Source organism: Rahnella sp. P4_A8 (assembly GCF_056402435.1).
The window spans coordinates 1-21063 of the sequence record NZ_JBFUHK010000060.1 but is presented as its reverse complement, the minus strand read 5'-3'; the positions used below and the strand labels follow the sequence as shown (position 1 = coordinate 21063).

Here is a 21063-nt window from a genome sequence, read left to right as displayed (position 1 = left end):
CTCTAAGACTTGATATTTTTTGCCACCGAAGTGGCTGATATCGTCTTGTGAGTGCCCACACAGATTGTCTGATAAATTGTTAAAGAGCAGTGAGTTACGCGCTTTCGCTTACTAACTCGAGGTGGCGTATATTACGCTTTCCTCATTCAGTGTCAACCGTTTATTTTATCCGGTCATCACTGTTTTTAATCTTTCCGACCCGGTTACTTCGTGATGTTGTTCACGTTGTTCCCTGTCGATGGAGCGGCATTATAGGGAGTTCTCAGCAGGCCGCAAGGGCTAATTTCACTTTTCCTACCAAGCGTTCATAAATTCACCAAATGAATAAGTAACACACAAGTAATGCATAAAAAACGGGCTCCGAATGACTCCGGAGCCCGTTATAAGGCCGCTATTTATCTATTTACTGTCTTGCGATGATGTGATCATCTTCCACATCGACAGTAATTGGTTTGCCTGGGATCAGCTTGCCAGACAAGATTTGCTGAGCCAGCGGGTTCTCAATCTCCTGCTGGATGGCACGTTTCAATGGACGCGCACCATAAACCGGGTCAAATCCTGTGTTACCCAGCAGTTCCAGCGCCGCATCGGTCAGCGTTGCCGTGTAGCCGTGTTCTTCTAAGCGTTTATACAAACGTGCCAGCTGGATCTTGGCGATATTCTTGATATGCGCATGACCCAGCGGATGGAACACAACCACTTCATCTATACGGTTGATGAATTCCGGACGGAAGCTGTGTGTGACCACTTCCATTACCGACGCTTTCATCTGCGCATAGCTGGCCTCACCGAAGTGCTGCTGAATAATGTCAGAGCCCAGGTTAGAGGTCATAATGACAACCGTGTTGCGGAAATCAACTGTTCTCCCCTGCCCGTCAGTTAAACGGCCGTCATCCAGCACCTGCAATAAGATGTTGAAGACATCCGGGTGCGCCTTCTCAACTTCATCTAACAAGATGACAGAGTAAGGACGACGACGAACCGCTTCGGTCAGGTAACCCCCTTCCTCATAACCGACATAACCCGGAGGCGCACCGACCAGACGTGAAACGGAGTGTTTTTCCATAAACTCTGACATATCGATGCGAACCATCGCGTCATCGCTGTTAAACAGGAATGTCGCCAGCGCTTTACACAGCTCTGTTTTACCCACACCGGTCGGACCGAGGAACAGGAATGACCCGATCGGACGGTTTGGATCTGACAATCCTGCGCGGCTACGACGAATGGCATTCGATACTGCTTCTACCGCCTCGTTCTGGCCAATCACACGGTTATGAAGTTCTTCTTCCATACGCAGCAGTTTTTCACGTTCACTTTCAAGCATCCGGGCAACCGGAATACCGGTCCAGCGCGCCAGCACGTCGGCAATTTCCACATCTGTTACACGGTTGCGCAGCAGCTTCATGGTTTTACCGTCTGCCTGAGTCGCCGCTGCCAGCTGTTTTTCCAGTTCCGGGATTTTACCGTACTGCAATTCTGACATACGGCCCAGATCGCCAACGCGGCGAGCCTGTTCAAGCGTAATCTTTGCCTGCTCCAGCTCGGCTTTAATATTCTGCGTGCCGGTCAGGGATGCTTTCTCAGCTTTCCACTCTTCTTCCAGCTCAGAATATTCACGCTCTTTCTGGCTCAGTTCGGTTTCCAGCATTTCCAGACGTTTCACACTGGCATCATCAGACTCTTTTTTCAGCGCCTGCTGTTCCAGTTTGAGCTGGATAATACGGCGATCGAGACGGTCCAGAGACTCCGGTTTAGAGTCCATCTGCATACGAATGCTGGATGCCGCTTCATCTATAAGGTCGATTGCTTTATCCGGTAACTGACGATCCGAGATATAACGCTGCGACAATGTGGCTGCTGCAACGATAGCCGGGTCAGTAATCTGTACATGGTGATGCAGCTCATAGCGTTCTTTCAGACCACGCAAGATAGCGATGGTGTCTTCAACAGAAGGCTCGGCAACAAACACTTTCTGGAAACGACGCTCTAACGCCGCATCTTTCTCGATGAACTGACGATATTCATTTAATGTCGTCGCACCTACACAGTGAAGTTCACCACGCGCCAGAGCCGGTTTCAGCATATTGCCGGCATCCATTGCGCCATCGGCTTTACCCGCACCGACCATGGTATGCAATTCGTCGATAAACAGAATGACGTTGCCTTCCTGTTTAGCCAGATCACTCAGCACGCCTTTCAGACGTTCTTCAAATTCACCGCGATACTTGGCACCGGCAACCAATGCACCCATGTCTAATGAAAGCACACGTTTATTTTTCAGACCTTCCGGCACTTCACCATTAATGATGCGCTGTGCCAGTCCTTCCGCAATCGCGGTTTTACCGACACCTGGCTCACCAATCAGCACCGGGTTATTTTTGGTACGACGTTGCAGAACCTGAATAGTCCGGCGAATTTCTTCATCACGACCGATGACCGGATCCAGTTTGCCCTGCTCGGCACGTTCGGTCAGATCGATAGTGAATTTTTTTAATGCCTGACGCTGGTCTTCGGCATTCTGGTCATCCACTTTCTCACCCCCACGCATTTGATCGATAGCCGCTGTGATTTTCTCGGCCGTTGTACCGCTGGCTTTTAACAGATCCGTTAAAGAGCCGTGGTCTTTCATCACGGCCAGAACAAACAGTTCTGAAGAGATGAAAGTATCGGCACGTTGTTGTGCCAGCTTGTCACAAAGATTTAAAACACGTACCAGCTCATGGGATGGTTGAACATCACCGCCGGTACCTTCAACTTGCGGCAAACGCCCCAAAGCCTGATCAACGTCCGTGCGCAGTTTCTGGGTATCTATCCCAGCCGCCGTTAATAAAGGACGTACGGTTCCGCCTTCCTGAGTAAGCAAAGCACTCATCAGGTGAACAGGTTCGATAAATTGATTGTCGCGCCCGAGCGCGAGTGACTGAGCATCCGCGAGGGCAAGCTGGAATTTGCTGGTAAGACGATCCAGACGCATAACACCTCCAATACTGAACAAAATTGCTACTGGAGATTAGATGAGGTCAACCCTCACGTTTTCAAGGTTATCTTGGCAGTATATTCAGAGGACAGCTGTTATGCGTGATGGATCGTCTTGATTCGATAGGTTATATCAGCCAAATTAAACTTGCCAGCCGTCCGGTAATTCCGTCGCGCCGATAAGAGTAAAATTTGTTGCTGTCTGTCACAGTGCAATATTCACCGCCGTAGAGGGCGGTGATGCCCGCAGCTTGCAAGCGAAACCGTGCAAGCTGGTAAATGTCGGCCATGAATTTGGCACCTGCAGGTCTGAAAGCGACGGATACGGCAGAGTCCACAGCCATAAAGGCTTCGCGAACTTCGCCGCCAACTTCAAAATGAGAAGGGCCAATCGCCGGTCCCATCCATGCCATCACGTCCCCGGGAGTCGCTTCAAAACAGGCCACTGTATTTTCTAATACACCCGCACACAATCCCCGCCAGCCCGCATGAGCTGCAGCGACTTCATCGCCGTTTTTACTGCAAAACAGAACCGGTAAACAATCGGCTGTCATTGCTGCACAGACAACGCCTGGCTCGCGGGTATAGGCCGCATCGGCAATCTGTGTCGGAATAAGGGGAGTTTGCGATGATAAACGAACCACGTCGGTGCCATGAACCTGCTCAAGCCAGTGTGGCGAAGCAGGCAGACCGCCCAGCGCGATCAACCGCTGGCGGTTCAGCGCAACATGCTCAGGAGAATCCCCGACATGACTGCCGAGGTTAAGCGAACCGTAAGGAGGCAGACTGACGCCTCCTTCGCGGGTTGTCGCACATGACCGCACCGATGCCGGTTGCGGCCACTGAGGCTGGATAAGCACGCTCATTACCAGTTCATCTGGTCCTTGAACTCTTCGGTATCCGCTTTAAGCGCATTGATCAGGTCAACCATATCCTGCGGAAGTGGCGCATGCCATTCCATCTGAATACCAGTGACCGGATGATAAAGACGCAGCATGGTAGCGTGAAGAGCCTGACGATCGAATCCGCGCAGCATATTAATGAACGGTTCTGAAGCACCTTTTGGCAGACGTGGACGGCCACCATACAGTTGATCGCCTAACAGAGGATGGTTAATGTGCGCCATATGCACGCGGATCTGGTGTGTACGACCGGACTCCAGACGCAAGCGCAGACGCGTATGAGCACGGAAATGCTCCATGATGCGATAGTGTGTCGTCGCCGGTTTGCCAGTCGGATGAACCGCCATATGCGTACGCTTGGTGGAATGGCGCGCAATCGGCTCATTCACTGTGCCGCCTGCCGTCATTGTACCAATCGCCACGGCTTCATATTCGCGGGTAATTTCGCGGGCCTGAAGTGCGGTCACCAGGTGCGTTTGTGCAGGCACCGACTTCGCCACCACCATCAGACCGGTGGTATCTTTATCCAGGCGATGCACGATGCCGCAGCGCGGTACATCAATAATTGCAGGGTAATAATGCAGCAGCGCATTCAGTACCGTGCCATCAGGATTCCCGGCGCCCGGATGAACAACCAGATCACGGGGTTTATTGATGACTAAAATATCAGTATCTTCATACACGATATCTAAAGCGATATCTTGTGGCAGCCAACGCGCTTCTTCTTCAATTTGCGCATCGATTGCGATAGCCTCGCCACCCAACACTTTTTCTTTTGGTTTGGTCACTTTTTTGCCATTGACCGTGACCCTGTCTTCAAGGATCCAATCTTTTATGCGAGATCTTGAATAATCAGGGAACAATTCGGCCAAAGCCTGATCTAACCGTTGACCGAGTTGAGATTCGGCCACCGTTGCGGTGAGTTGTACTTGTTGTGCCATATGCAGCTTCTTGGTTAACGTTGGGTTTTCACGGCGATGCCGTTTAAAATAATGTGCTATTGTAGCTGGTCTTTGTCGGGAGCTTAACGGACAGTCTCCCAGAATAACACCTGAGGATAATCAAAACGTCATGACGCGTGTGAAATATCTGGTGGCAGCAGCCACGTTGAGCCTGGCGCTGGTCGGTTGCTCCAGTTCCAAAGAAACGGTTCCCGATAACCCGCCTAACGTCCTTTATGCCACTGCCCAGCAAAAGCTGCAGGACGGTAACTTTAAAGGCGCTATTGCGCAATTAGAAGCGCTGGATAACCGCTATCCGTTTGGGCCTTACTCGCAGCAAGTTCAGTTAGATCTGATTTATGCCTATTACAAGTCTGCTGACTTGCCTATGGCTCAGGCTTCTATTGATCGCTTTATGCGTCTGAACCCAACACATCCGAATATCGACTACGTCATGTATATGCGTGGTTTAACGGATATGGCGTTGGATGACAGTGCCCTGCAAGGATTTTTCGGTGTTGATCGTTCAGACCGTGATCCACAGCATGCACGTGCAGCATTCCGTGATTTCAGCCAGTTGATCCACACGTATCCAAACAGCCAGTACGCCACTGACGCGACTAAACGTTTGGTATTCCTGAAAGATCGTTTGGCGAAATACGAGCTGTCAGTGGTGCAATACTACACTAAACGCGGTGCTTACGTCGCTGTCGTTAACCGTGTAGAACAAATGCTGAAAGATTATCCGGATACGAAAGCAACGCATGATGCGCTGCCGTTGATGGAAAACGCCTACCGYGAACTGCAGCTGAACACTCAGGCTGATAAAGTCGCGAAAATTATTGCCGCCAACAGCGCAGCATAATTTTACATGTCCGTGGACAAACGGTAGCTCAGGCTGCCGTTTTTTTTGGCTCTTTTTAGGGGATAATTGCAGAAACACAGGAAAGAATAACGTACTGATCCCATCAATCATGCCTGCTCCTGAATGAAGTCTCAAGGCCTTTCCGGCCATTAATTACCCTGAGTCACATAAACTTCAACATTGACAAAAAGTGACAAAAAACCGCGAGTTTAGGGACGCATTTCGTAAAAAAGGCTGGTATGTTGGATTCATCGGAGACGGAAAGAAGAGAGGTAAGTTATATGACAGTCAACATTACCAGTAAACAAATGGACATCACCCCCGCGATTCGTGAACACATCGAAGGGCGTCTGAAAAAACTGGATAAATGGCAAACTCAGCTCATTAACCCACACATAATCCTGTCGAAAGAACCTCAGGGATTTGTCGCCGATGCGACCATCAGTACACCAAACGGAAAACTGGTTGCCAGTGCTACGCACGATGATATGTACGCTGCGATTAACGAAATGACGACCAAACTCGAGCGCCAGCTCAATAAAGCGCAGCATAAAGGTGAGGCCCGCCGTGCAGAGTCCGGCGTCAAAGAACTCAATCTGGAACCGGTGCAGGAAGAAGAGGAATAACCGGGTTATCCGGCATGTCAGTAACAACGCGCTCTGAGGGGCGCGTTTTTTGTGTCTGAAGGAATCTTATTGACACAGGGAAAACCCAGCGGTTACTTTAAGACTCTGCTCAAACTTATGGAAACAACGTATACATGAATACCCGTCTGTTTTTCTTCGCATTCTTTTTTACCTTCCCCTGATTGGGAGGCGTTTCGTCGCGAAAGAATGAATGCGAAGACGAACAACAAAGCCTCCTGAAAAGGGGGCTTTTTTTATGCCTGCGTTTTACACATTTTGCTGAAAGAAAGAACATCTAAAAGGGTAATAACATGACCGAGAACTCATTACTGGCTCTGCGCGAACGCATCAGCGCATTAGACCTGAAATTGCTGGCCCTGCTGGCAGAACGACGTACGATGGCGATTGAGGTCGCGCAATCCAAAATGCACTCTCACCGCCCTATCCGCGATAAAGAACGCGAAGCCGAACTGATTAACACACTGATTCAGGAAGGGAAAAAACAGGGGCTGGACGGTCATTATATCACCCGCGTTTATCAGCTAATCATTGAAGATTCCGTTCTCACACAGCAGGCACTCCTGCAGCAACATCTGAATAAAACCTCTTCTGATTCAGCCCGCATCGCTTTCCTCGGTCCGAAAGGTTCATATTCACATCTCGCCGCCCGTCAGTTTGCCGCACGTCATTTCGACCAGTTCATCGAATGTGGCTGCCAGAAATTCCAGGATATCTTTTCTCAGGTTGAAACCGGCCAGGCTGATTACGCGGTATTGCCGATTGAAAATACCAGTTCCGGCTCAATCAATGATGTTTATGACCTGTTGCAACACACCAGTTTGTCGATTGTGGGCGAGCTGACAAACCCTATCGATCATTGCGTTCTGGTGGCGGCAGACACGGATTTATCTCAGATTCAGACGGTTTACAGCCATCCGCAACCCTTCCAGCAATGCAGCCAGTTCATTAACCGCTTCCCTCACTGGAAAATTGAATACTGCGAAAGCACTGCGGCGGCGATGGAGAAAGTGGCGGCAGCCAATTCTCCGCACGTGGCTGCGCTGGGCAGCGAAGCCGGTGGCGCGTTGTACAAATTGCAGGTGCTCGAACACAACCTGGCGAACCAGCAGGAAAACATCACCCGCTTCATTATTCTGGCGCGCAAAGCCATTGAAGTGACAGACCAGGTCCCGGCTAAAACCACGCTGATTATGGCCACTGGCCAGCAAGCGGGGGCGCTGGTGAACGCGCTTCTGGTGCTGCGTGATCAGGGCATCATCATGACCAAGCTGGAATCACGTCCGATCAACGGTAATCCGTGGGAAGAGATGTTTTATATCGATGTGCAGGCAAACCTGCGTTCAGAAGAGATGAAAAAGGCGCTGAAGGATCTGGCTCCAATCACACGCTCGCTGAAAGTTCTCGGCTGTTATCCAAGCGAAAACGTCGTTTCCGTCGACCTGTAATTTTCCACAAACAAAAAGGGCGCTGCATACAACTGCAACGCCCTTCTTTTCATTTACAGACAGCATTTCCGAAAAGCTTACTTGCGATTGTCGTTGGCCTGACGGAGTAACGCACCACTTTCTTTCAGGAAACGCGGTGCATAATCACCGAACCAGTGCTCAACCTGCCTGAACTTATCGATAAACGCCTGTTTATCACCCGTTTCCAGCAGAGCAAGTGCATCGCCAAAACGCTGATAGTAACGTTTGATCAGCGCCAGATTACTTTCTGACGACATAATAATATCAGCGTAAAGCTGCGGATCCTGTGCAAACAAGCGACCAACCATCGCCAGTTCGAGGCGATAGATCGGTGAAGACAGAGCCAGCAACTGTTCGATTTCAACGTTTTCTTCTGATAAATGCATGCCATAAGCAAACGTTGCAAAGTGGCGTAACGCCTGAATGAACGCCATGTTCTGGTCGTGCTCGACCGCACTGATTTTATGCAGGCGAGCACCCCAGACCTGTAACTGCTCCAGCAACCACTGATAGGCCTGAGGTTCACGACCATCGCAGTACACCACAACCTGTTTTGCCAGGCTGCTGACATCCGGCCCAAACATAGGATGCAAGCCAAGCACCGGACCTTCATGCACCGCCAGCATCGCCTGCAGCGGACGATTTTTCACTGACGCCAGATCCACCAGAATACAGTCATCCGGCAGTTTTGGCAGACGTGCGATCACTTCTTCAGTCAGATGGATCGGTACGCTGACAATCACCATTCCGGCATCCGCCAGTAATGTTTCTGCCTGCGGCCAGTCTTCCTGCTCCAGCACTTTTACCTGATAACCGGAAAGTTCAAGCAGACGAGTGAACAAGCGCCCCATCTGCCCGTTTCCGCCAATAATCACCACCGGGCGCAATGCCGGATGCAATGTTTTGAAGCCTTTATCGTTTTCGCTTGAGTAGGACTCACGCATCACGCGGCGCAATACATCTTCAATCAGATCGGGCGGAACACCGAGGTTCTGCGCTTCCTGACGGCGTGAAGCCAGCATTGCCGCTTCCCGTTCAGGGACATAAATCGGCAAACCATAACGACTTTTGACTTCCCCGACTTCTGCCACCAGCGCAAGACGCCGTGATAAGAGATCTAACAACGCTTTATCAACGTCGTCGATCTGATCGCGCAACGCGTTAAGTTCTGCCACCATAAAAACTTACTCTCCTGCGATTCGTGCCGCCAGCGCGTCGCCCAGTTCCTGATGCATCGTGCGCAGCAGGTTTTCCGTGGTTTCCCAGTTAATGCAGGCATCCGTAACAGACACACCGTATTTCATTTCTGAACGCGGTTGTTCAGAAGACTGGCTGCCTTCGTTCAGATGACTTTCCAGCATCAGCCCCGTGATAGAGCGGTTACCGGCTTTAATCTGATCGATGACAGACTGAGCCACGACAGGCTGGCGACGATAGTCTTTGTTTGAGTTACCGTGACTGCAATCTATCATCAAGGAAGGATGGAGTCCCGCATCGGCCATCTGTTTTTCACAGGCCTGAACGTCCTGCTCGCTGTAGTTTGGCATTTTGCCGCCGCGCAAAATCACATGCCCGTCCGGGTTGCCCTGAGTCTGCAACAGGCAAACCTGACCGGCCTGATTGATCCCCACAAAGCGGTGCGCCATTTCTGCAGCACGCATCGCATTGATCGCCGTACCCAGGCTGCCGTCAGTCCCGTTCTTGAAGCCCACCGGCATTGACAAACCAGACGCCATTTCGCGGTGAGTCTGAGATTCGGTCGTACGCGCACCGATTGCTGACCAGCTGAACAGATCACCTAAGTATTGCGGACTGTTGGGATCCAGCGCTTCTGTCGCCAGCGGTAAACCCATGCCAACCAGTTGCAGCAACAAATCACGGGCAATGTGCAGACCCGCTTCCACATCAAACGTGCCGTCCATGTGCGGATCGTTAATTAACCCTTTCCAGCCGACAGTGGTCCGCGGCTTTTCAAAGTAAACACGCATCACGATGTACAAACGATCGCTGAGTTCGGCCGCCAGTGTTTTCAGGTGACGCGCGTAATCCAGCGCCGCATCCACGTCATGAATTGAGCAAGGGCCACACACCACCAGAAGACGAGGATCACGACCATGGACGATATCCGCGATGGTTTTACGTGCTTCGGAAATACTGTTTTCGTCGCTGACGCTTAAAGGAAAACGGTTTTTCAGCTCTTCAGGAGTGATAAGGATTTGTTCAGCAGTAATATGAACATTATTCAGGGCGTCTTTTTGCATGATCGTGTTCCGTTATAAGGAAAATGGGCTGCCACGGCGGCATCTGCGGACAACATTAACACAGCACGTAAACTTAGCAAGCCTTAGTTGTAAACTTAACATTACCATTTCACCATTGATATGCAGACAACGGAAAGTTAACTTTACATAAAAAGCGGATCAGACGAAAAGGATGTACCGTAAATATTACACACGGTTTGTCAGCGGTGAAAAAGGAATTTCAGGGGAGGAAAGGAGAACAACGTCAGAAATGCCCTCAGCAACAGGGAGCTGCTGAGGAGACGAAATTTACAGATTACGATCCAGGGTAATAAATACCTGCCCTAAAGCAGTCACTTCATCCACGCCACACTCGAAATGGCTTTCCTGACGCGTCACGCTCAGACGGTTACCAGGAATACGGGCCACATCATAAACGTCCAGATCACCATCAATGTCCAACAGCCAGCGACCATTGCCGGGATGTGTGCTGCCCAGATCGATAATCCATGAATGATTGCCTTTCACGATATACGCAGGCTGCGCCAGCGAATCGTCCAATAGCGAAGGGTCAACCGTCCAGAGGCCTTCTTCCTCAAGCTCCCCGCCGCGCAATCTCAATTTTTTAAGCTGACGGATTTCACCTGACGCCACGGCAGCCGAAGAGCTTGCATCCTGCATCGCGCCTTTGCCCGTTGCCAGCCAGCGCAACGAGACGCCGGTATCCAGCGCACAGGCCACGACCACATCACCGGGGAAATAATCTCTTCTTACCCAGGTACTTATCGTGCCAGATGATAATCCATACAGATCCCCCAGTTCCTTCTGCATGCTAAAGCCGTAAGCCTGAAGCATACGCGTCAGAACAGCTTTTCCACCTTCAAGTTCATCTAATTGCATCTGGCGAAAACCCCTGAATCTGTAAATATCATCTTGACAACTCGCAAATGCAAGTTTAGATTGATTATGTAATGTACCGACAGACGACCATGATACCAAATTTACGGCGTCGTGGAGAAATAAGGAGACGCGATGTTTTTAGGAACAGAGCAGCAGCGCCAGACCGGCCTGCGCCATATCGCTCATCTGAAAGAAACTTATTTCGTTCAGAGTAAGAATCAGGTTGAGGTTATTTATGATCAGGCTCCTGAAAAATGGAAACTCACATTATGTTTTCACGCCGGTCTTAAACGCCATCATACCTTACTGACATATTCACAATTAAATAATGAGGAAAAAATGAAAATAATGCAGGCATTATTATCACTTCGCCACTTCACGGCGATATTTAAAGGAGAACTTTACTGATGGCAGACTGGATAGATGAATCGCAGGAGTATCAGTTAAAAATCCTCGAAGCGCAGATTACGCAGGCAACCCGTACCCGGCCTGCACTGTCGGCCTTCTTCTGCGTGGATTGTGATTCTCCGATTGCGGAGCCACGCAGGAAAATCATCCCCGGTGTACAGCGATGTATTGAATGTCAGGAAATTGAGGAGATTAAAAGAAAGAATTACCGCCCCGTATAAAAAGTCTAATTAATATTATTTAAATTAATCATCACGCTGGAAATAATATTATTTCCGGAGAGGATTTTCTATTTTATTTTTCGGAATAAATGTATGTCAGAGAATATCAGAGGCAGAACAATCCCTTCGCCCCCACCTGCATTTAACCGGACACCAGGGCAATATTTTGCGGGTACCTGGTGGTGGAATGCCCCCCGCGCAGCGCTCAGCAGCCCGCTGGAAAAACCACTGACCCGTGACTTTTGTCAGCGCCAGCAAACGGCCCTTTCTCAGCTGGCAGCACTGCCCCGTTGCGTGCGCACGCCGTTATATCAGCGGTATACATTTTTACTGGAAACTAAAGGAGTACGCGCGGCGTTCCATTTCCTGATGACAGTTTTCACGCAACGCGTATGGCCGCGTATTAAGCTGGTAAATGCGCGAAACACACTGAATCGTCAAATCTCGCAAAAGCTACTCACTGAAGAAGAAATGTTTAACCGCTTGCCCGATCTTAATGATGACGGTCTGAGAAGGCTGGCCAACAAACTTGCCGTGCAAATGCAGGATGCCTATGAATATCACTGTGAATGCTGGCTGAAAAACCGTCCTGACGAACCCGGCATTTTGTTGCGCGACAGCACACAGCAGGAAATTTACAGCCATGTCGCCGCGATGGCACGTTCCTGCCGCGTACAACCTCTTTACTGGCAGAAATGGCAAAAAGGCCGTATGACAACGCATTCGGCTGTCGCAAGCATTTCACGTCTGGTCAGCGGCGAATGGTGGGAAAAACAGCTGCGTTCAAAACAGCGTTTGTGGCGGGAATCCCTGATGATTGCCTGCGGTTATGTCAGCCGCGCGACATCGCCTTATGCCAGTAAAAACGCCATCCGTGACGTGGTATCACGCCGCTTATCCGCCATCAACTACCTGAAACAGTGCCAGCTCGAAAATGTTGAATCCGGTGAAACGCTGAGTTTGCTGGATACCGTATTGGCCAGCATTTCCAATCCCAAACTTCGTCGTATGGAACTGATGACGCTGATCGCCGGCGTCGAAGATGTTGCTGACCAGCAGCGGGACTGCGGCCTGTTTATCACGCTGACCACGCCGTCAAAATACCATCCGCTAAAAACGACTGGCACCGGTTCATCACCCGTTTTTAACCAGAAATGGGATCAGCACGCGTTTACCCCCAAAGATGCGCAGCGTTATCTGGTGGCTGTCTGGGCAAAAATCCGTACCACTTTTAAAGACCGGAACCTGAAAGTTTACGGCGTACGCGTCGTCGAACCGCATCATGACGGCACGCCGCACTGGCACATGATGTTGTTCACACCGCAGGATCAGCAGCAAAAAGTGACAGAGGTTATGCGCCGTTATGCTCTTGAAGAAGATTCGGATGAACCGGGTGCCGCTGAGTCACGTTTCAATTGCAAGCCGCTAAACCGGGGTGGCGCAGCCGGATATATCGCGAAATACGTCGCCAAGAATATCGATGGATACGCGCTCGATGGCGAAACCGATTTTGACTCTGGACGCTTGCTGACAGATATCGCCACTGCGGTCACCTCCTGGGCCTCGACGTGGCGGATCCCACAATTCCACGCCATCGGTATTCCCTCGGTCGGCGCCTGGCGAGAATGCAGGCGGATCCGCCACCAGAATCTGACCAGCCGTTTTGACGCACGGGTTGAAAACGTGCGCAGCGCTGCCGATGAAGGTGATTTCGCCCGTTATATTCAGGCACAGGGTGGTATTCACATTCCCCGCAAGGCGCAAACGGTTCGCGTTGCCCGTCAACTCAGCGAGGAGAAAAATGCCTACGACGAGCCCCGCAATAAAGTCATCGGCATTTATGCCCCTCATCTGGGCATCTCTCATATTTTTCTGACACACACTGCACAGTGGCGGATTGTCCGTCACCGGCCTTCTTATACGGAAATATCGAAGATTCGTATACCTTGGAGTTCTGTCAATAACTGTGGATCGCCTCCCGCCTGACAAAGTCAGTCATTGATACAAAAACCGCGCCAATAAAAATTCATACATAAATTCAATGGATTATAAATTTTAAAATACTCTGGCTGTTGACGTATCAGATCAATTAAAGAATACTGTATATAAACACAGTATCTGGCGAGGGGAGAAAATGGAAAACCTGACTAAACAACAGTTAACGTTGTCCAGGATACAATTGATCGCAGACATTTCGCAGACGGCGCAATGCAATCCAAAAGAATTCCTGGTCGTGATGTCACTGATCTCAGAGCTGGCCAGCCAGGCGCTGACTGACGAGAACCAGGACGTTGTGTATTGCAACGGGAGCACTGACGACACCCACTGATTGCCAGATCCTGCGGCGGTAGTAGCCAACATTACTGGCGCTTGCCCGACCGGTTTCCCTCCGGACTAAGCGCCCCGCCCTTTCCCTCTCTTCGCTGTCTGCTTACCTGTTGTGCCAGCTGTTTCACATCCCACTCAGATTGCCGCCCGGAGTGCTATTGCGCAGACTGAACTCACCTCCTGACGATTTCACTCACTTGTGGAGAAAGTTCATGAAAGTCTATGCAGAACAGGGCGATACCCTCGATTCTCTTTGCTGGCGCTATTACAACCGCACGGCACTCGTCGTCGAAAAAGTGTATGCCGCCAATATTGGCATCGCGGATTTAGGCCCGTTATTACCTCACGGCACAGCCGTCTTTATGCCCGACATTGCAGAACAACCGGTTCAGGAAACGATCAAATTATGGGACTGAATACGGAGCGCATCAGTTCAGGCTGCGCCTATTTCATCGCCACTTCGCTGACCTGGCTCGCCAGTCTGACATCGCAGGACGTCGCCTTTCTGGTCGGCTCAGCAGTTGGCGTCGGCACGTTTTTGATCAACTGGTACTACCGGCGCAAAAGCTATCAGTTGCTGGCACGTAAAGGTCTGAGCAAAGACGACTATGAAAACCTCAACTCTTAAACGCTGTAGTGCCGCCGTGGTCCTGGGGCTGATGGCAGCACTGCCAGGCTACAGCTCCTTGCAGGTGTCAGAAGAGGGTCTGCGGTTGATCACCGATTTTGAAGGCTGTCAGCTGCAACCCTATCAATGCAACGCTGGCGTATGGACCAGCGGCATCGGTCATACGGCCAGCGTTAAACCGGCACAGGAAGTCACCGAACATCAGGCCGCTGAAAATCTGCTGGGGGATATTCAGCAGACAGAGCGCGCCGTAAAAAAATGTATGCCGGTGATCATGCCGCAACCGGTTTTTGATGCCGTGGTGTCCTTCAGTTTTAACGTCGGCACCGGTGCCGCCTGTAAATCAACACTGGCGTTTTTCATCAACCAGCAGCAGTGGCAACAAGCCTGCGACCAGTTGCCACGGTGGGTTTTCGTTAATGGCGAACGCAACCGGGGTCTGGAACGCAGGCGAAATGCCGAACGTACTCTCTGCCTGAAAGGAGTCTGAATGCGTCTGTTAACAGCACTTCTGGCGGGGATGGTTTTACTGGTCGCCATCCTGTTGCTTTCCAATCGCTCATTACAGCACGACCTCAACAATGCCAGTCAGCAACGCGATGCCCTGATTACACAGTTACAACAACGCGAGCAGTTGATCGCCACACTGAACCAGCAAATGCGCCAGCGCGAGCAAGCTGAACTGGCGTTACGCGAAGACCTGAACACCGCCCGGCAAGTGATGCAAAGCCGTGAGCAACAAAGGCAGAGGAGCCTCCATGATGATCCGCAAACCCGTCAGTGGGCTGACAGCAGTCTGCCTGCTGATATCAACCGGTTGCACCAGCGTCCCGCCTTCAGCTCCGCCAGCGATTATTTACGTTGGCTGTCCGGCGGTCAGCTCATGCCCTATTCCGGCCAGCAAACCGGCCACCAATGAAGATCTGAGTACCGACATTCTTCAGCTGGAGTCCGCGCTGATGGATTGCGGCTTACAAATTGAAGCCATCAAAAAGTGTCAGGAGGCACAACATGCAAAAACCGATTCAATTGCAACAACGGCTGATTGAACAGATCCCCTTGCTTGCGGCTACGCCTGAAAAACTGGTGATTGCCACCGGGCCGGGCAATGTGGTGGCCACATCTGCACCTTCGCTTTCTTTTGAGTACCGCTATCCGCTGACAGTGACGATCACTGACGACGCGCTCAGCGAAACGCTGGTCGATCTGGCCGTGGTCACCGTTCTCGACTGGCTGCAGGTTAATCAGCCTGAAATTCTCGGCAACGCCTTGCACCGGCTAAATGATTTTACCTTCACTCAGCAGGAACGAAGCCTCGCTCTGGTGCTGCAACTGACAGAACGCGTCCAGGTAAGTGACAAGGATGAGGTGCGCACCATCACTCATCTCCCGGAACCGCCACTGCCAGAAAATGTGGCGCTGCCGCGTCAGGTTTATCTCAACGGCGAACTGATCAGCAGCTGGACGGTGTAACCCGATAAACCTTGTTGTGTCAGCCGCTGGCGAACGGTCACCGGTTGTCGCTCAACCCTCTGAAACGGCATCCTTTATCCCATGAATACGACTCTTCAACTCAACGACATAATGCGGCTGATTGGCAATCTGGTACGCATCGGCAAAGTCTCCGAACTGGATCTTGCCAACGCCCGCTGCCGCGTCAAAACGGGCAGCAACGTGACAGCCTGGCTGCCGTGGATGACGCATCGCGCCGGACGTACGCGCAGCTGGTGGGCGCCCTCCGTCGGTGAACAGGTTTTGCTGCTCTCGATGGGCGGCGAGCTTAATACGGCATTCGTGTTACCGGCAGTATTCTCTGAAGCTTCGCCCGCCCCATCAGCCTCGCCGGACGCCTTTCATCTGGCCTTCCCGGACGGCGCAGTTTTTGAATACGAACCGGCACAAAGCGCTCTGAAAGTGACGGGAATTAAAACAGCCGTGATTAACGCAGCGCAAAAGGTTGAGGTGACCGCACCCGAAATCCGCTGTACCGCCAGCACCCGCATCACGCTCGACACGCCGGAAGTAGTTTGCACCAGCAAACTGACTACCGGATCTCTCGAGGTGAAACAAGGCGGCACGCTGACCGGCAACTTAACCCACAGCGGCGGCAGCCTGACATCCAACGGCATCGTTGTGCACACTCACCGCCACAGCGGTGTTCAGACCGGCGGCGGTCAGACAGGAGGCCCGCAATGAGCAATCCCAAGTACCTGGGGATGAACAGAAACAGCGGTATGGCTATCGAAGATCTCGACCATATCCGCCAGTCCGTGAGCGACATTTTGAATACACCGGTCGGTTCCAGAGTGATGCGCCGCAATTACGGTTCGTTACTTTCTGAGCTGATCGACCAGCCGCAAAACGGCGCACTGCAACTGCAGATGATGGCAATTTGCTACACCGCATTGTTGCAGTGGGAACCCCGCATTTCACTGAATGCCATCACTTTCGAGACCGATTACACCGGCAAGATGGTGGTGGAACTGACCGGAAGCCGTAACGACACGGCAACGGATTTTTCCCTGAATATTCCTGTGAGCTGACACTTATGGCAACGATCGATTTGAGCCAGTTACCGGCCCCCGATGTGGTCGAACAACTGGATTATGAAACCCTGCTTGAAGAACGTAAAACGACGCTGATTTCGCTCTATCCAGCCGATCAGCAGGAGGCCATCAGCCGCACGCTGACGCTGGAATCCGAACCGCTGGTCAAACTGTTGCAGGAGAATGCCTACCGCGAACTGATCCTGCGCCAGCGAGTTAACGAATCCGCCCGCGCCGTGATGGTGGCGTATGCGACGGGAAGCGATCTGGATCAGCTGGCGGCGAATTTTAATGTTCAGCGCCTGGTTTTACAGCCAGCGGATAACACCACCATCCCGCCAACGGCTGCCATTCTGGAAGCCGATAGTGATTTACGTCTGCGCATCCCTCAGGCGTTCGAAGGGTTGAGCGTGGCCGGCCCGACCGGCGCTTACGAATATCATGCGCGCTCGGCAGACGGGCGCATTGCGGATGCATCGGCAATCAGCCCGTCGCCCGCTGAAGTGACCGTCACTATTTTGTCACGTGATAACGACGGCGTTGCCTCCAGTGATTTGCTCATTGCCGTGGAGAAAGCCCTGAACGATGAAGATGTCCGACCGGTTGCCGATCGCGTCACAGTACAGGCAGCTGAGATTGTGCCTTATCAGATTGATGCCGTGCTGTATGTTTTGCCTACGCCCGAAATTGAGCCCGTCCGTGCGGCGTCTGAAGCGCAGCTGAAAACCTACATCAACACGCAAAGCCGGTTAGGTCGCGATATCCGGCTTTCTGCAATTTATGCCGCTTTGCACGTTGAGGGCGTTCAGCGGGTAGAGCTGTCGTCACCGCTGGCGGATATCGTGCTTGATAAAACTCAGGCGTCACTCTGTACCGGTTACTCACTGACAGTGGGAGGCTCGGATGAGTGATCGTCTGTTACCCTCGGGTTCCACTCAGCTTGAAGTTGCGGCCGCACAGGCGCTATCGCACATCGGTAATCTCAGCGTTCCTCTGCGTGAACTCTGGGATCCTGATACCTGTCCGCTGGAGCTGCTGCCTTATCTTGCCTGGTCATTTTCGGTCGATCGCTGGGATGAAAACTGGACCGAACCGGCGAAACGCTCTGCAGTTAGCGCGGCCTGGTTCGTTCATAAACATAAAGGAACTATCGGGGCTTTGCGGCGGGTCGTTGAACCGCTGGGATATTTAATTCGCGTCACCGAATGGTGGCAGACCAACGATATTCCGGGCACTTTTCGCCTCGATGTCGGCGTGCTTGAAACGGGCATCACGGAAGAAATGTATCAGGAACTCGAACGTCTGATCACCGATGCCAAACCCTGCAGCCGCCATCTGAACGGTCTCTCCATCAATCTGGATGTCACGGGTAATTTTTATATAGCAGCAGCGACTTACGACGGAGAAGAACTGACGGTTTATCCGTATTTCCCCGAAACCATTACAGCATCCGGATCCGCGTTTACCGGTTCAGCAATCCATTTAATCGACAACCTGAGAGTGAATTATGACAGCTAAATATTATGCCCTGCTGACCAATCTGGGCGCAGCGAAACTGGCCAATGCGACGGCGCTGGGTACGCAACTCAGCCTGGCCCAAATGGCGGTCGGTGATGGCGGCGGTACCCTGCCAACACCGGACCCTGCTCAAACGCAATTAATTGGCGAAAAACGCCGGGCGGCGCTCAATTCACTGAGTGTTGATCCGGCAAATACTAATCAGATTATCGCCGAACAAATTATCCCTGAGGATCAGGGCGGATTCTGGATCCGAGAAATTGGCTTATTTGATCAGGACAATACGCTGATTGCTATCGCCAACTGCCCTGAAACCTATAAACCCCAGTTACAGGAAGGCAGTGGCCGGACGCAGACGGTTCGTATGATTTTAGTGGTAAACAGCACGGACGCGGTCACGCTGAAAATTGATCCGTCTGTGGTACTGGCAACACGCAAATATGTCGATGATAAAGTCATTGAGGTTAAGGCCTATGCAGACAGCCTTATGGCTGCTCACCTGGCGGCAGCTTCGCCTCATCCACAATATGAAATACCGGTTGGTATCCCCCTTCCCTGGCCGACAGCAACTCCACCGGCTGGTTGGTTAAAATGTAATGGCGCTGCGTTTGATAAAGCAAAATATCCTAAGCTCGCCGCTGTTTACCCACTGGGTTTGTTGCCTGATTTGCGAGGCGAGTTTATTCGTGGTTGGGATGATGGCCGAGGAGTTGATACCGGACGAGTGATCTATGGCGCTCAGGGAGCTACCGGGATCAGAACCGCGGCGCTGGATTACTTCGGAGTCGATGAGACAGCGGCCGGAGCAACAATAGGCACTTCGTTTGTTGCCGCTGACTCAGCTAGCACTTTACAGCCCGCAGGAGCGAAAAGCCCAGCCAACACTACTCTTGGCTCCATCTTGGCGGACAACAGCATGACCGCCGTACAATCATCCTCCGGTTTGACAAATCCTGCTGGTGTATGGATCACTATGCGTCCTCGTAATATCGCTTTTAATTATATTGTTCGGGCAGCCTGATCCTCTTAAAACGTAAAAACTTCCGGACCTGTGCAAAGAGATAATTATTATTATCTCTTTTTTATTTCCCCTCTCTGTTGTGCCACCGCCCCCACGCCCCTGATCAAATGCGCTTTCTGTTGCGAACCGGCATCCTTGCTTTACCACCCACAACAGAGAGAGTCACCCTGATGGCTGATTATCATCACGGCGTGCGTGTTGTCGAAATCAACGACGGCACCCGCGTTATTTCCACCGTTTCCACAGCAATTATCGGCATGGTTTGTACCGCAGAAGATGCGGATGCGACTGTTTTCCCTTTGAATACCCCGGTTCTGATCACTGACGTTCTGGCGGCCAGCGGTAAAGCGGGCACCAGCGGAACATTGCGTGCCGCGCTTCTGGCAATTGCAGACCAGTGTAAACCGGTCACCGTCGTGGTACGTGTCGCCACGGGTGAAGATGAAGCCGCAACCACCAGCAACATCATTGGCGGTTCTGATGCCAATGGCCGTTACACCGGTATGAAAGCGCTGCTTTCTGCGCAGGCAGAGCTGGGCGTGAAGCCTCGTATTCTGGGTGTTCCTGGTCTGGATAATCAGGCTGTCGCGACCGCGCTGGCAGGTGTTTGTCAGCAGCTGCGTGCGTTCGGTTATGTCAGCGTTTATGGTGCAAAAACCATTTCTGATGCGATCAAATACCGCGCCAACTTCAGCCAGCGCGAGCTGATGCTGATCTGGCCAGACTTTGTTAACTGGAATACCACCACCAGCCAGTCTGATATCGCTTATGCCACCGCCCGCGCTCTGGGTTTACGCGCCAAAATTGACCAGGACACTGGCTGGCATAAAACCTTATCCAACGTCGGCGTTAACGGTGTTACCGGCCTGTCCGCCAGTGTCTTCTGGGATTTGCAGGCAACGGGTACCGACGCGGATCTGCTGAACGAAGCCTGTGTGACAACACTGGTGCGCAAAGACGGTTTCCGTTTCTGGGGCAACCGGACCTGCAGCGATGACACACTGTTCCTGTTCGAAAACTACACCCGTACAGCGCAGGTTCTGGCCGACACCATGGCCGAAGCGCACATGTGGGCGGTCGATAAACCAATGACCCCGACACTGGTGCGCGACATGATTGACGGCATCAAAGCCAAAATGCGCGAAATGAAATCAGCGGGTTACATCATTGACGGCGACTGCTGGTATGACGAAACCGCGAACACCGCTGAAACTCTGAAGGCCGGTAAGTTGTATATCGATTACGACTACACTCCGGTTCCTCCACTGGAAGATCTGACCCTGCGCCAGCGTATCACCGACTCTTACCTGGTGAACTTTGCCGCGTCCGTAAACAGCTAAGGAGACAAAAACTCATGGCACTTCCTAAGAAATTGAAATACCTGAACCTGTTTAATGACGGGAACAGCTACCTCGGTCTGGTCTCCTCACTGACGCTGCCGAAACTCACCCGT

27 protein-coding genes and 1 other annotated feature are annotated in these 21063 nt (G+C 51.8%); of the genes, 21 read left to right on the top strand and 6 right to left on the bottom strand.

Annotated elements, in window-relative coordinates; all coding sequences use genetic code 11:
* Positions 1–403 precede the first annotated feature (403 nt).
* The 3 genes from clpB to rluD form a co-directional block, all read right to left on the bottom strand.
* Complete coding sequence (gene clpB, locus AC1DUO_RS20205; protein WP_153376040.1) at positions 404–2977, bottom strand: ATP-dependent chaperone ClpB; 2574 nt, start codon at positions 2975–2977, stop codon at positions 404–406.
* 130 nt (positions 2978–3107) lie between these two features.
* Positions 3108–3845, bottom strand: a complete 738-nt coding sequence (yfiH, locus tag AC1DUO_RS20200) for a purine nucleoside phosphorylase YfiH (protein WP_126124628.1) — start codon at positions 3843–3845, stop codon at positions 3108–3110.
* Positions 3845–4822 carry a 23S rRNA pseudouridine(1911/1915/1917) synthase RluD gene (rluD, locus tag AC1DUO_RS20195; RefSeq protein WP_037034119.1) on the bottom strand — a complete coding sequence of 326 codons (978 nt, stop codon included), beginning with the start codon at positions 4820–4822 and terminating at the stop codon, positions 3845–3847. The genes yfiH and rluD overlap by 1 nt, the downstream gene beginning before the upstream one ends.
* 130 nt (positions 4823–4952) lie before the next feature.
* Between rluD and bamD the strand changes: the two genes are divergently transcribed.
* From bamD to pheA, 4 genes are all read left to right on the top strand, one after another.
* On the top strand, positions 4953–5687 hold the full coding sequence (gene bamD, locus AC1DUO_RS20190) for an outer membrane protein assembly factor BamD (protein ID WP_013574066.1): 735 nt from the start codon (positions 4953–4955) through the stop codon (positions 5685–5687).
* Positions 5688–5968: 281 nt separating this feature from the next.
* The gene (gene raiA / locus AC1DUO_RS20185) at positions 5969–6313 is read left to right on the top strand and encodes a ribosome-associated translation inhibitor RaiA (protein ID WP_013574065.1); all 345 of its coding nucleotides are present in this window, start codon (positions 5969–5971) and stop codon (positions 6311–6313) included.
* A gap of 133 nt (positions 6314–6446) precedes the next feature.
* Positions 6447–6571 (top strand) — a sequence feature (Phe leader region).
* On the top strand, positions 6448–6495 hold the full coding sequence (locus tag AC1DUO_RS20180; RefSeq protein ID WP_369794779.1) for a hypothetical protein: 48 nt from the start codon (positions 6448–6450) through the stop codon (positions 6493–6495). It overlaps the preceding feature by 48 nt.
* Positions 6572–6624: 53 nt before the next feature.
* A complete protein-coding gene (gene pheA, locus AC1DUO_RS20175; RefSeq protein ID WP_013574064.1) occupies positions 6625–7779 on the top strand; it encodes a bifunctional chorismate mutase/prephenate dehydratase in 1155 nt (384 codons plus the stop codon).
* Positions 7780–7856: 77 nt separating this feature from the next.
* On the opposite strand, the gene tyrA is transcribed toward pheA, so the two are convergent.
* From tyrA to AC1DUO_RS20160, 3 genes are all read right to left on the bottom strand, one after another.
* On the bottom strand, positions 7857–8978 hold the full coding sequence (tyrA, locus tag AC1DUO_RS20170; protein ID WP_013574063.1) for a bifunctional chorismate mutase/prephenate dehydrogenase: 1122 nt from the start codon (positions 8976–8978) through the stop codon (positions 7857–7859).
* Between the two features lie 6 nt (positions 8979–8984).
* The gene (locus AC1DUO_RS20165) at positions 8985–10061 is read right to left on the bottom strand and encodes a 3-deoxy-7-phosphoheptulonate synthase (RefSeq protein WP_013574062.1); all 1077 of its coding nucleotides are present in this window, start codon (positions 10059–10061) and stop codon (positions 8985–8987) included.
* 288 nt (positions 10062–10349) lie between these two features.
* Positions 10350–10940 carry a helix-turn-helix domain-containing protein gene (locus AC1DUO_RS20160; RefSeq protein ID WP_013574061.1) on the bottom strand — a complete coding sequence of 197 codons (591 nt, stop codon included), beginning with the start codon at positions 10938–10940 and terminating at the stop codon, positions 10350–10352.
* A 132-nt stretch (positions 10941–11072) separates the two neighbouring features.
* On the opposite strand from AC1DUO_RS20160, the gene AC1DUO_RS20155 reads away from it, so the two are divergent.
* The 17 genes from AC1DUO_RS20155 to AC1DUO_RS20075 all read left to right on the top strand — a co-directional run.
* Positions 11073–11348 (top strand): DUF5347 family protein, encoded by a 276-nt coding sequence (locus AC1DUO_RS20155; RefSeq protein ID WP_037034122.1) that lies wholly within the window; start codon positions 11073–11075, stop codon positions 11346–11348.
* Complete coding sequence (locus AC1DUO_RS20150; RefSeq protein WP_013574059.1) at positions 11348–11569, top strand: TraR/DksA C4-type zinc finger protein; 222 nt, start codon at positions 11348–11350, stop codon at positions 11567–11569. Before AC1DUO_RS20155 ends, AC1DUO_RS20150 begins: the two co-directional genes overlap by 1 nt.
* A gap of 93 nt (positions 11570–11662) precedes the next feature.
* Positions 11663–13555: a replication endonuclease gene (locus tag AC1DUO_RS20145; RefSeq protein WP_477988461.1), complete on the top strand. Its 1893-nt coding sequence runs from the start codon at positions 11663–11665 to the stop codon at positions 13553–13555.
* Positions 13556–13703: 148 nt separating this feature from the next.
* On the top strand, positions 13704–13898 hold the full coding sequence (locus AC1DUO_RS20140; protein ID WP_013574057.1) for a hypothetical protein: 195 nt from the start codon (positions 13704–13706) through the stop codon (positions 13896–13898).
* A gap of 211 nt (positions 13899–14109) precedes the next feature.
* Positions 14110–14313, top strand: a complete 204-nt coding sequence (locus AC1DUO_RS20135) for a tail protein X (RefSeq protein WP_013574056.1) — start codon at positions 14110–14112, stop codon at positions 14311–14313.
* Positions 14304–14525, top strand: a complete 222-nt coding sequence (locus AC1DUO_RS20130) for an HP1 family phage holin (protein ID WP_013574055.1) — start codon at positions 14304–14306, stop codon at positions 14523–14525. Before AC1DUO_RS20135 ends, AC1DUO_RS20130 begins: the two co-directional genes overlap by 10 nt.
* The gene (locus tag AC1DUO_RS20125; protein ID WP_223510142.1) at positions 14506–15015 is read left to right on the top strand and encodes a lysozyme; all 510 of its coding nucleotides are present in this window, start codon (positions 14506–14508) and stop codon (positions 15013–15015) included. The genes AC1DUO_RS20130 and AC1DUO_RS20125 overlap by 20 nt, the downstream gene beginning before the upstream one ends.
* Positions 15016–15444, top strand: coding sequence for an Rz-like lysis system protein LysB (gene lysB, locus AC1DUO_RS20120; protein WP_013574053.1), 429 nt, complete (start codon positions 15016–15018; stop codon positions 15442–15444).
* On the top strand, positions 15326–15574 hold the full coding sequence (lysC, locus tag AC1DUO_RS20115) for an Rz1-like lysis system protein LysC (protein WP_228389011.1): 249 nt from the start codon (positions 15326–15328) through the stop codon (positions 15572–15574). The genes lysB and lysC overlap by 119 nt, the downstream gene beginning before the upstream one ends.
* Positions 15537–15998: a phage tail protein gene (locus AC1DUO_RS20110; RefSeq protein WP_013574052.1), complete on the top strand. Its 462-nt coding sequence runs from the start codon at positions 15537–15539 to the stop codon at positions 15996–15998. The genes lysC and AC1DUO_RS20110 overlap by 38 nt, the downstream gene beginning before the upstream one ends.
* Positions 15999–16079: 81 nt before the next feature.
* Positions 16080–16721 carry a phage baseplate assembly protein V gene (locus AC1DUO_RS20105; RefSeq protein ID WP_112152135.1) on the top strand — a complete coding sequence of 214 codons (642 nt, stop codon included), beginning with the start codon at positions 16080–16082 and terminating at the stop codon, positions 16719–16721.
* Positions 16718–17068, top strand: a complete 351-nt coding sequence (locus AC1DUO_RS20100) for a GPW/gp25 family protein (protein ID WP_013574050.1) — start codon at positions 16718–16720, stop codon at positions 17066–17068. Before AC1DUO_RS20105 ends, AC1DUO_RS20100 begins: the two co-directional genes overlap by 4 nt.
* 5 nt (positions 17069–17073) lie before the next feature.
* A complete protein-coding gene (locus AC1DUO_RS20095; protein ID WP_448311845.1) occupies positions 17074–17982 on the top strand; it encodes a baseplate assembly protein in 909 nt (302 codons plus the stop codon).
* Entirely contained in the window at positions 17975–18589 is a 615-nt protein-coding gene (locus tag AC1DUO_RS20090; RefSeq protein WP_013574048.1) for a phage tail protein I, read from the top strand. The genes AC1DUO_RS20095 and AC1DUO_RS20090 overlap by 8 nt, the downstream gene beginning before the upstream one ends.
* Entirely contained in the window at positions 18579–19610 is a 1032-nt protein-coding gene (locus AC1DUO_RS20085) for a phage tail-collar fiber domain-containing protein (RefSeq protein ID WP_131638637.1), read from the top strand. The genes AC1DUO_RS20090 and AC1DUO_RS20085 overlap by 11 nt, the downstream gene beginning before the upstream one ends.
* A gap of 170 nt (positions 19611–19780) precedes the next feature.
* Positions 19781–20950 (top strand): phage tail sheath protein, encoded by a 1170-nt coding sequence (locus AC1DUO_RS20080; protein WP_477988456.1) that lies wholly within the window; start codon positions 19781–19783, stop codon positions 20948–20950.
* A gap of 14 nt (positions 20951–20964) precedes the next feature.
* A partial coding sequence (locus AC1DUO_RS20075) for a phage major tail tube protein (RefSeq protein ID WP_477988466.1) occupies positions 20965–21063 on the top strand: 99 nt, incomplete at its 3' end.

Coding starts and splice junctions, on each gene's coding strand:
- rluD (WP_037034119.1), bottom strand. CDS start 4,822: ATGGCACAACAAGTACAACTCACCGCAACGGTGGCCGAATCTCAACTC.
- lysB (WP_013574053.1), top strand. CDS start 15,016: ATGCGTCTGTTAACAGCACTTCTGGCGGGGATGGTTTTACTGGTCGCC.
- AC1DUO_RS20150 (WP_013574059.1), top strand. CDS start 11,348: ATGGCAGACTGGATAGATGAATCGCAGGAGTATCAGTTAAAAATCCTC.
- AC1DUO_RS20090 (WP_013574048.1), top strand. CDS start 17,975: ATGAGTGATCGTCTGTTACCCTCGGGTTCCACTCAGCTTGAAGTTGCG.
- AC1DUO_RS20160 (WP_013574061.1), bottom strand. CDS start 10,940: ATGCAATTAGATGAACTTGAAGGTGGAAAAGCTGTTCTGACGCGTATG.
- tyrA (WP_013574063.1), bottom strand. CDS start 8,978: ATGGTGGCAGAACTTAACGCGTTGCGCGATCAGATCGACGACGTTGAT.
- AC1DUO_RS20085 (WP_131638637.1), top strand. CDS start 18,579: ATGACAGCTAAATATTATGCCCTGCTGACCAATCTGGGCGCAGCGAAA.
- pheA (WP_013574064.1), top strand. CDS start 6,625: ATGACCGAGAACTCATTACTGGCTCTGCGCGAACGCATCAGCGCATTA.
- clpB (WP_153376040.1), bottom strand. CDS start 2,977: ATGCGTCTGGATCGTCTTACCAGCAAATTCCAGCTTGCCCTCGCGGAT.
- yfiH (WP_126124628.1), bottom strand. CDS start 3,845: ATGAGCGTGCTTATCCAGCCTCAGTGGCCGCAACCGGCATCGGTGCGG.
- AC1DUO_RS20155 (WP_037034122.1), top strand. CDS start 11,073: ATGTTTTTAGGAACAGAGCAGCAGCGCCAGACCGGCCTGCGCCATATC.
- raiA (WP_013574065.1), top strand. CDS start 5,969: ATGACAGTCAACATTACCAGTAAACAAATGGACATCACCCCCGCGATT.
- AC1DUO_RS20080 (WP_477988456.1), top strand. CDS start 19,781: ATGGCTGATTATCATCACGGCGTGCGTGTTGTCGAAATCAACGACGGC.
- AC1DUO_RS20095 (WP_448311845.1), top strand. CDS start 17,074: ATGGCAACGATCGATTTGAGCCAGTTACCGGCCCCCGATGTGGTCGAA.
- AC1DUO_RS20165 (WP_013574062.1), bottom strand. CDS start 10,061: ATGCAAAAAGACGCCCTGAATAATGTTCATATTACTGCTGAACAAATC.
- AC1DUO_RS20145 (WP_477988461.1), top strand. CDS start 11,663: ATGTCAGAGAATATCAGAGGCAGAACAATCCCTTCGCCCCCACCTGCA.
- AC1DUO_RS20110 (WP_013574052.1), top strand. CDS start 15,537: ATGCAAAAACCGATTCAATTGCAACAACGGCTGATTGAACAGATCCCC.
- AC1DUO_RS20130 (WP_013574055.1), top strand. CDS start 14,304: ATGGGACTGAATACGGAGCGCATCAGTTCAGGCTGCGCCTATTTCATC.
- AC1DUO_RS20105 (WP_112152135.1), top strand. CDS start 16,080: ATGAATACGACTCTTCAACTCAACGACATAATGCGGCTGATTGGCAAT.
- AC1DUO_RS20100 (WP_013574050.1), top strand. CDS start 16,718: ATGAGCAATCCCAAGTACCTGGGGATGAACAGAAACAGCGGTATGGCT.
- AC1DUO_RS20135 (WP_013574056.1), top strand. CDS start 14,110: ATGAAAGTCTATGCAGAACAGGGCGATACCCTCGATTCTCTTTGCTGG.
- AC1DUO_RS20125 (WP_223510142.1), top strand. CDS start 14,506: ATGAAAACCTCAACTCTTAAACGCTGTAGTGCCGCCGTGGTCCTGGGG.
- AC1DUO_RS20140 (WP_013574057.1), top strand. CDS start 13,704: ATGGAAAACCTGACTAAACAACAGTTAACGTTGTCCAGGATACAATTG.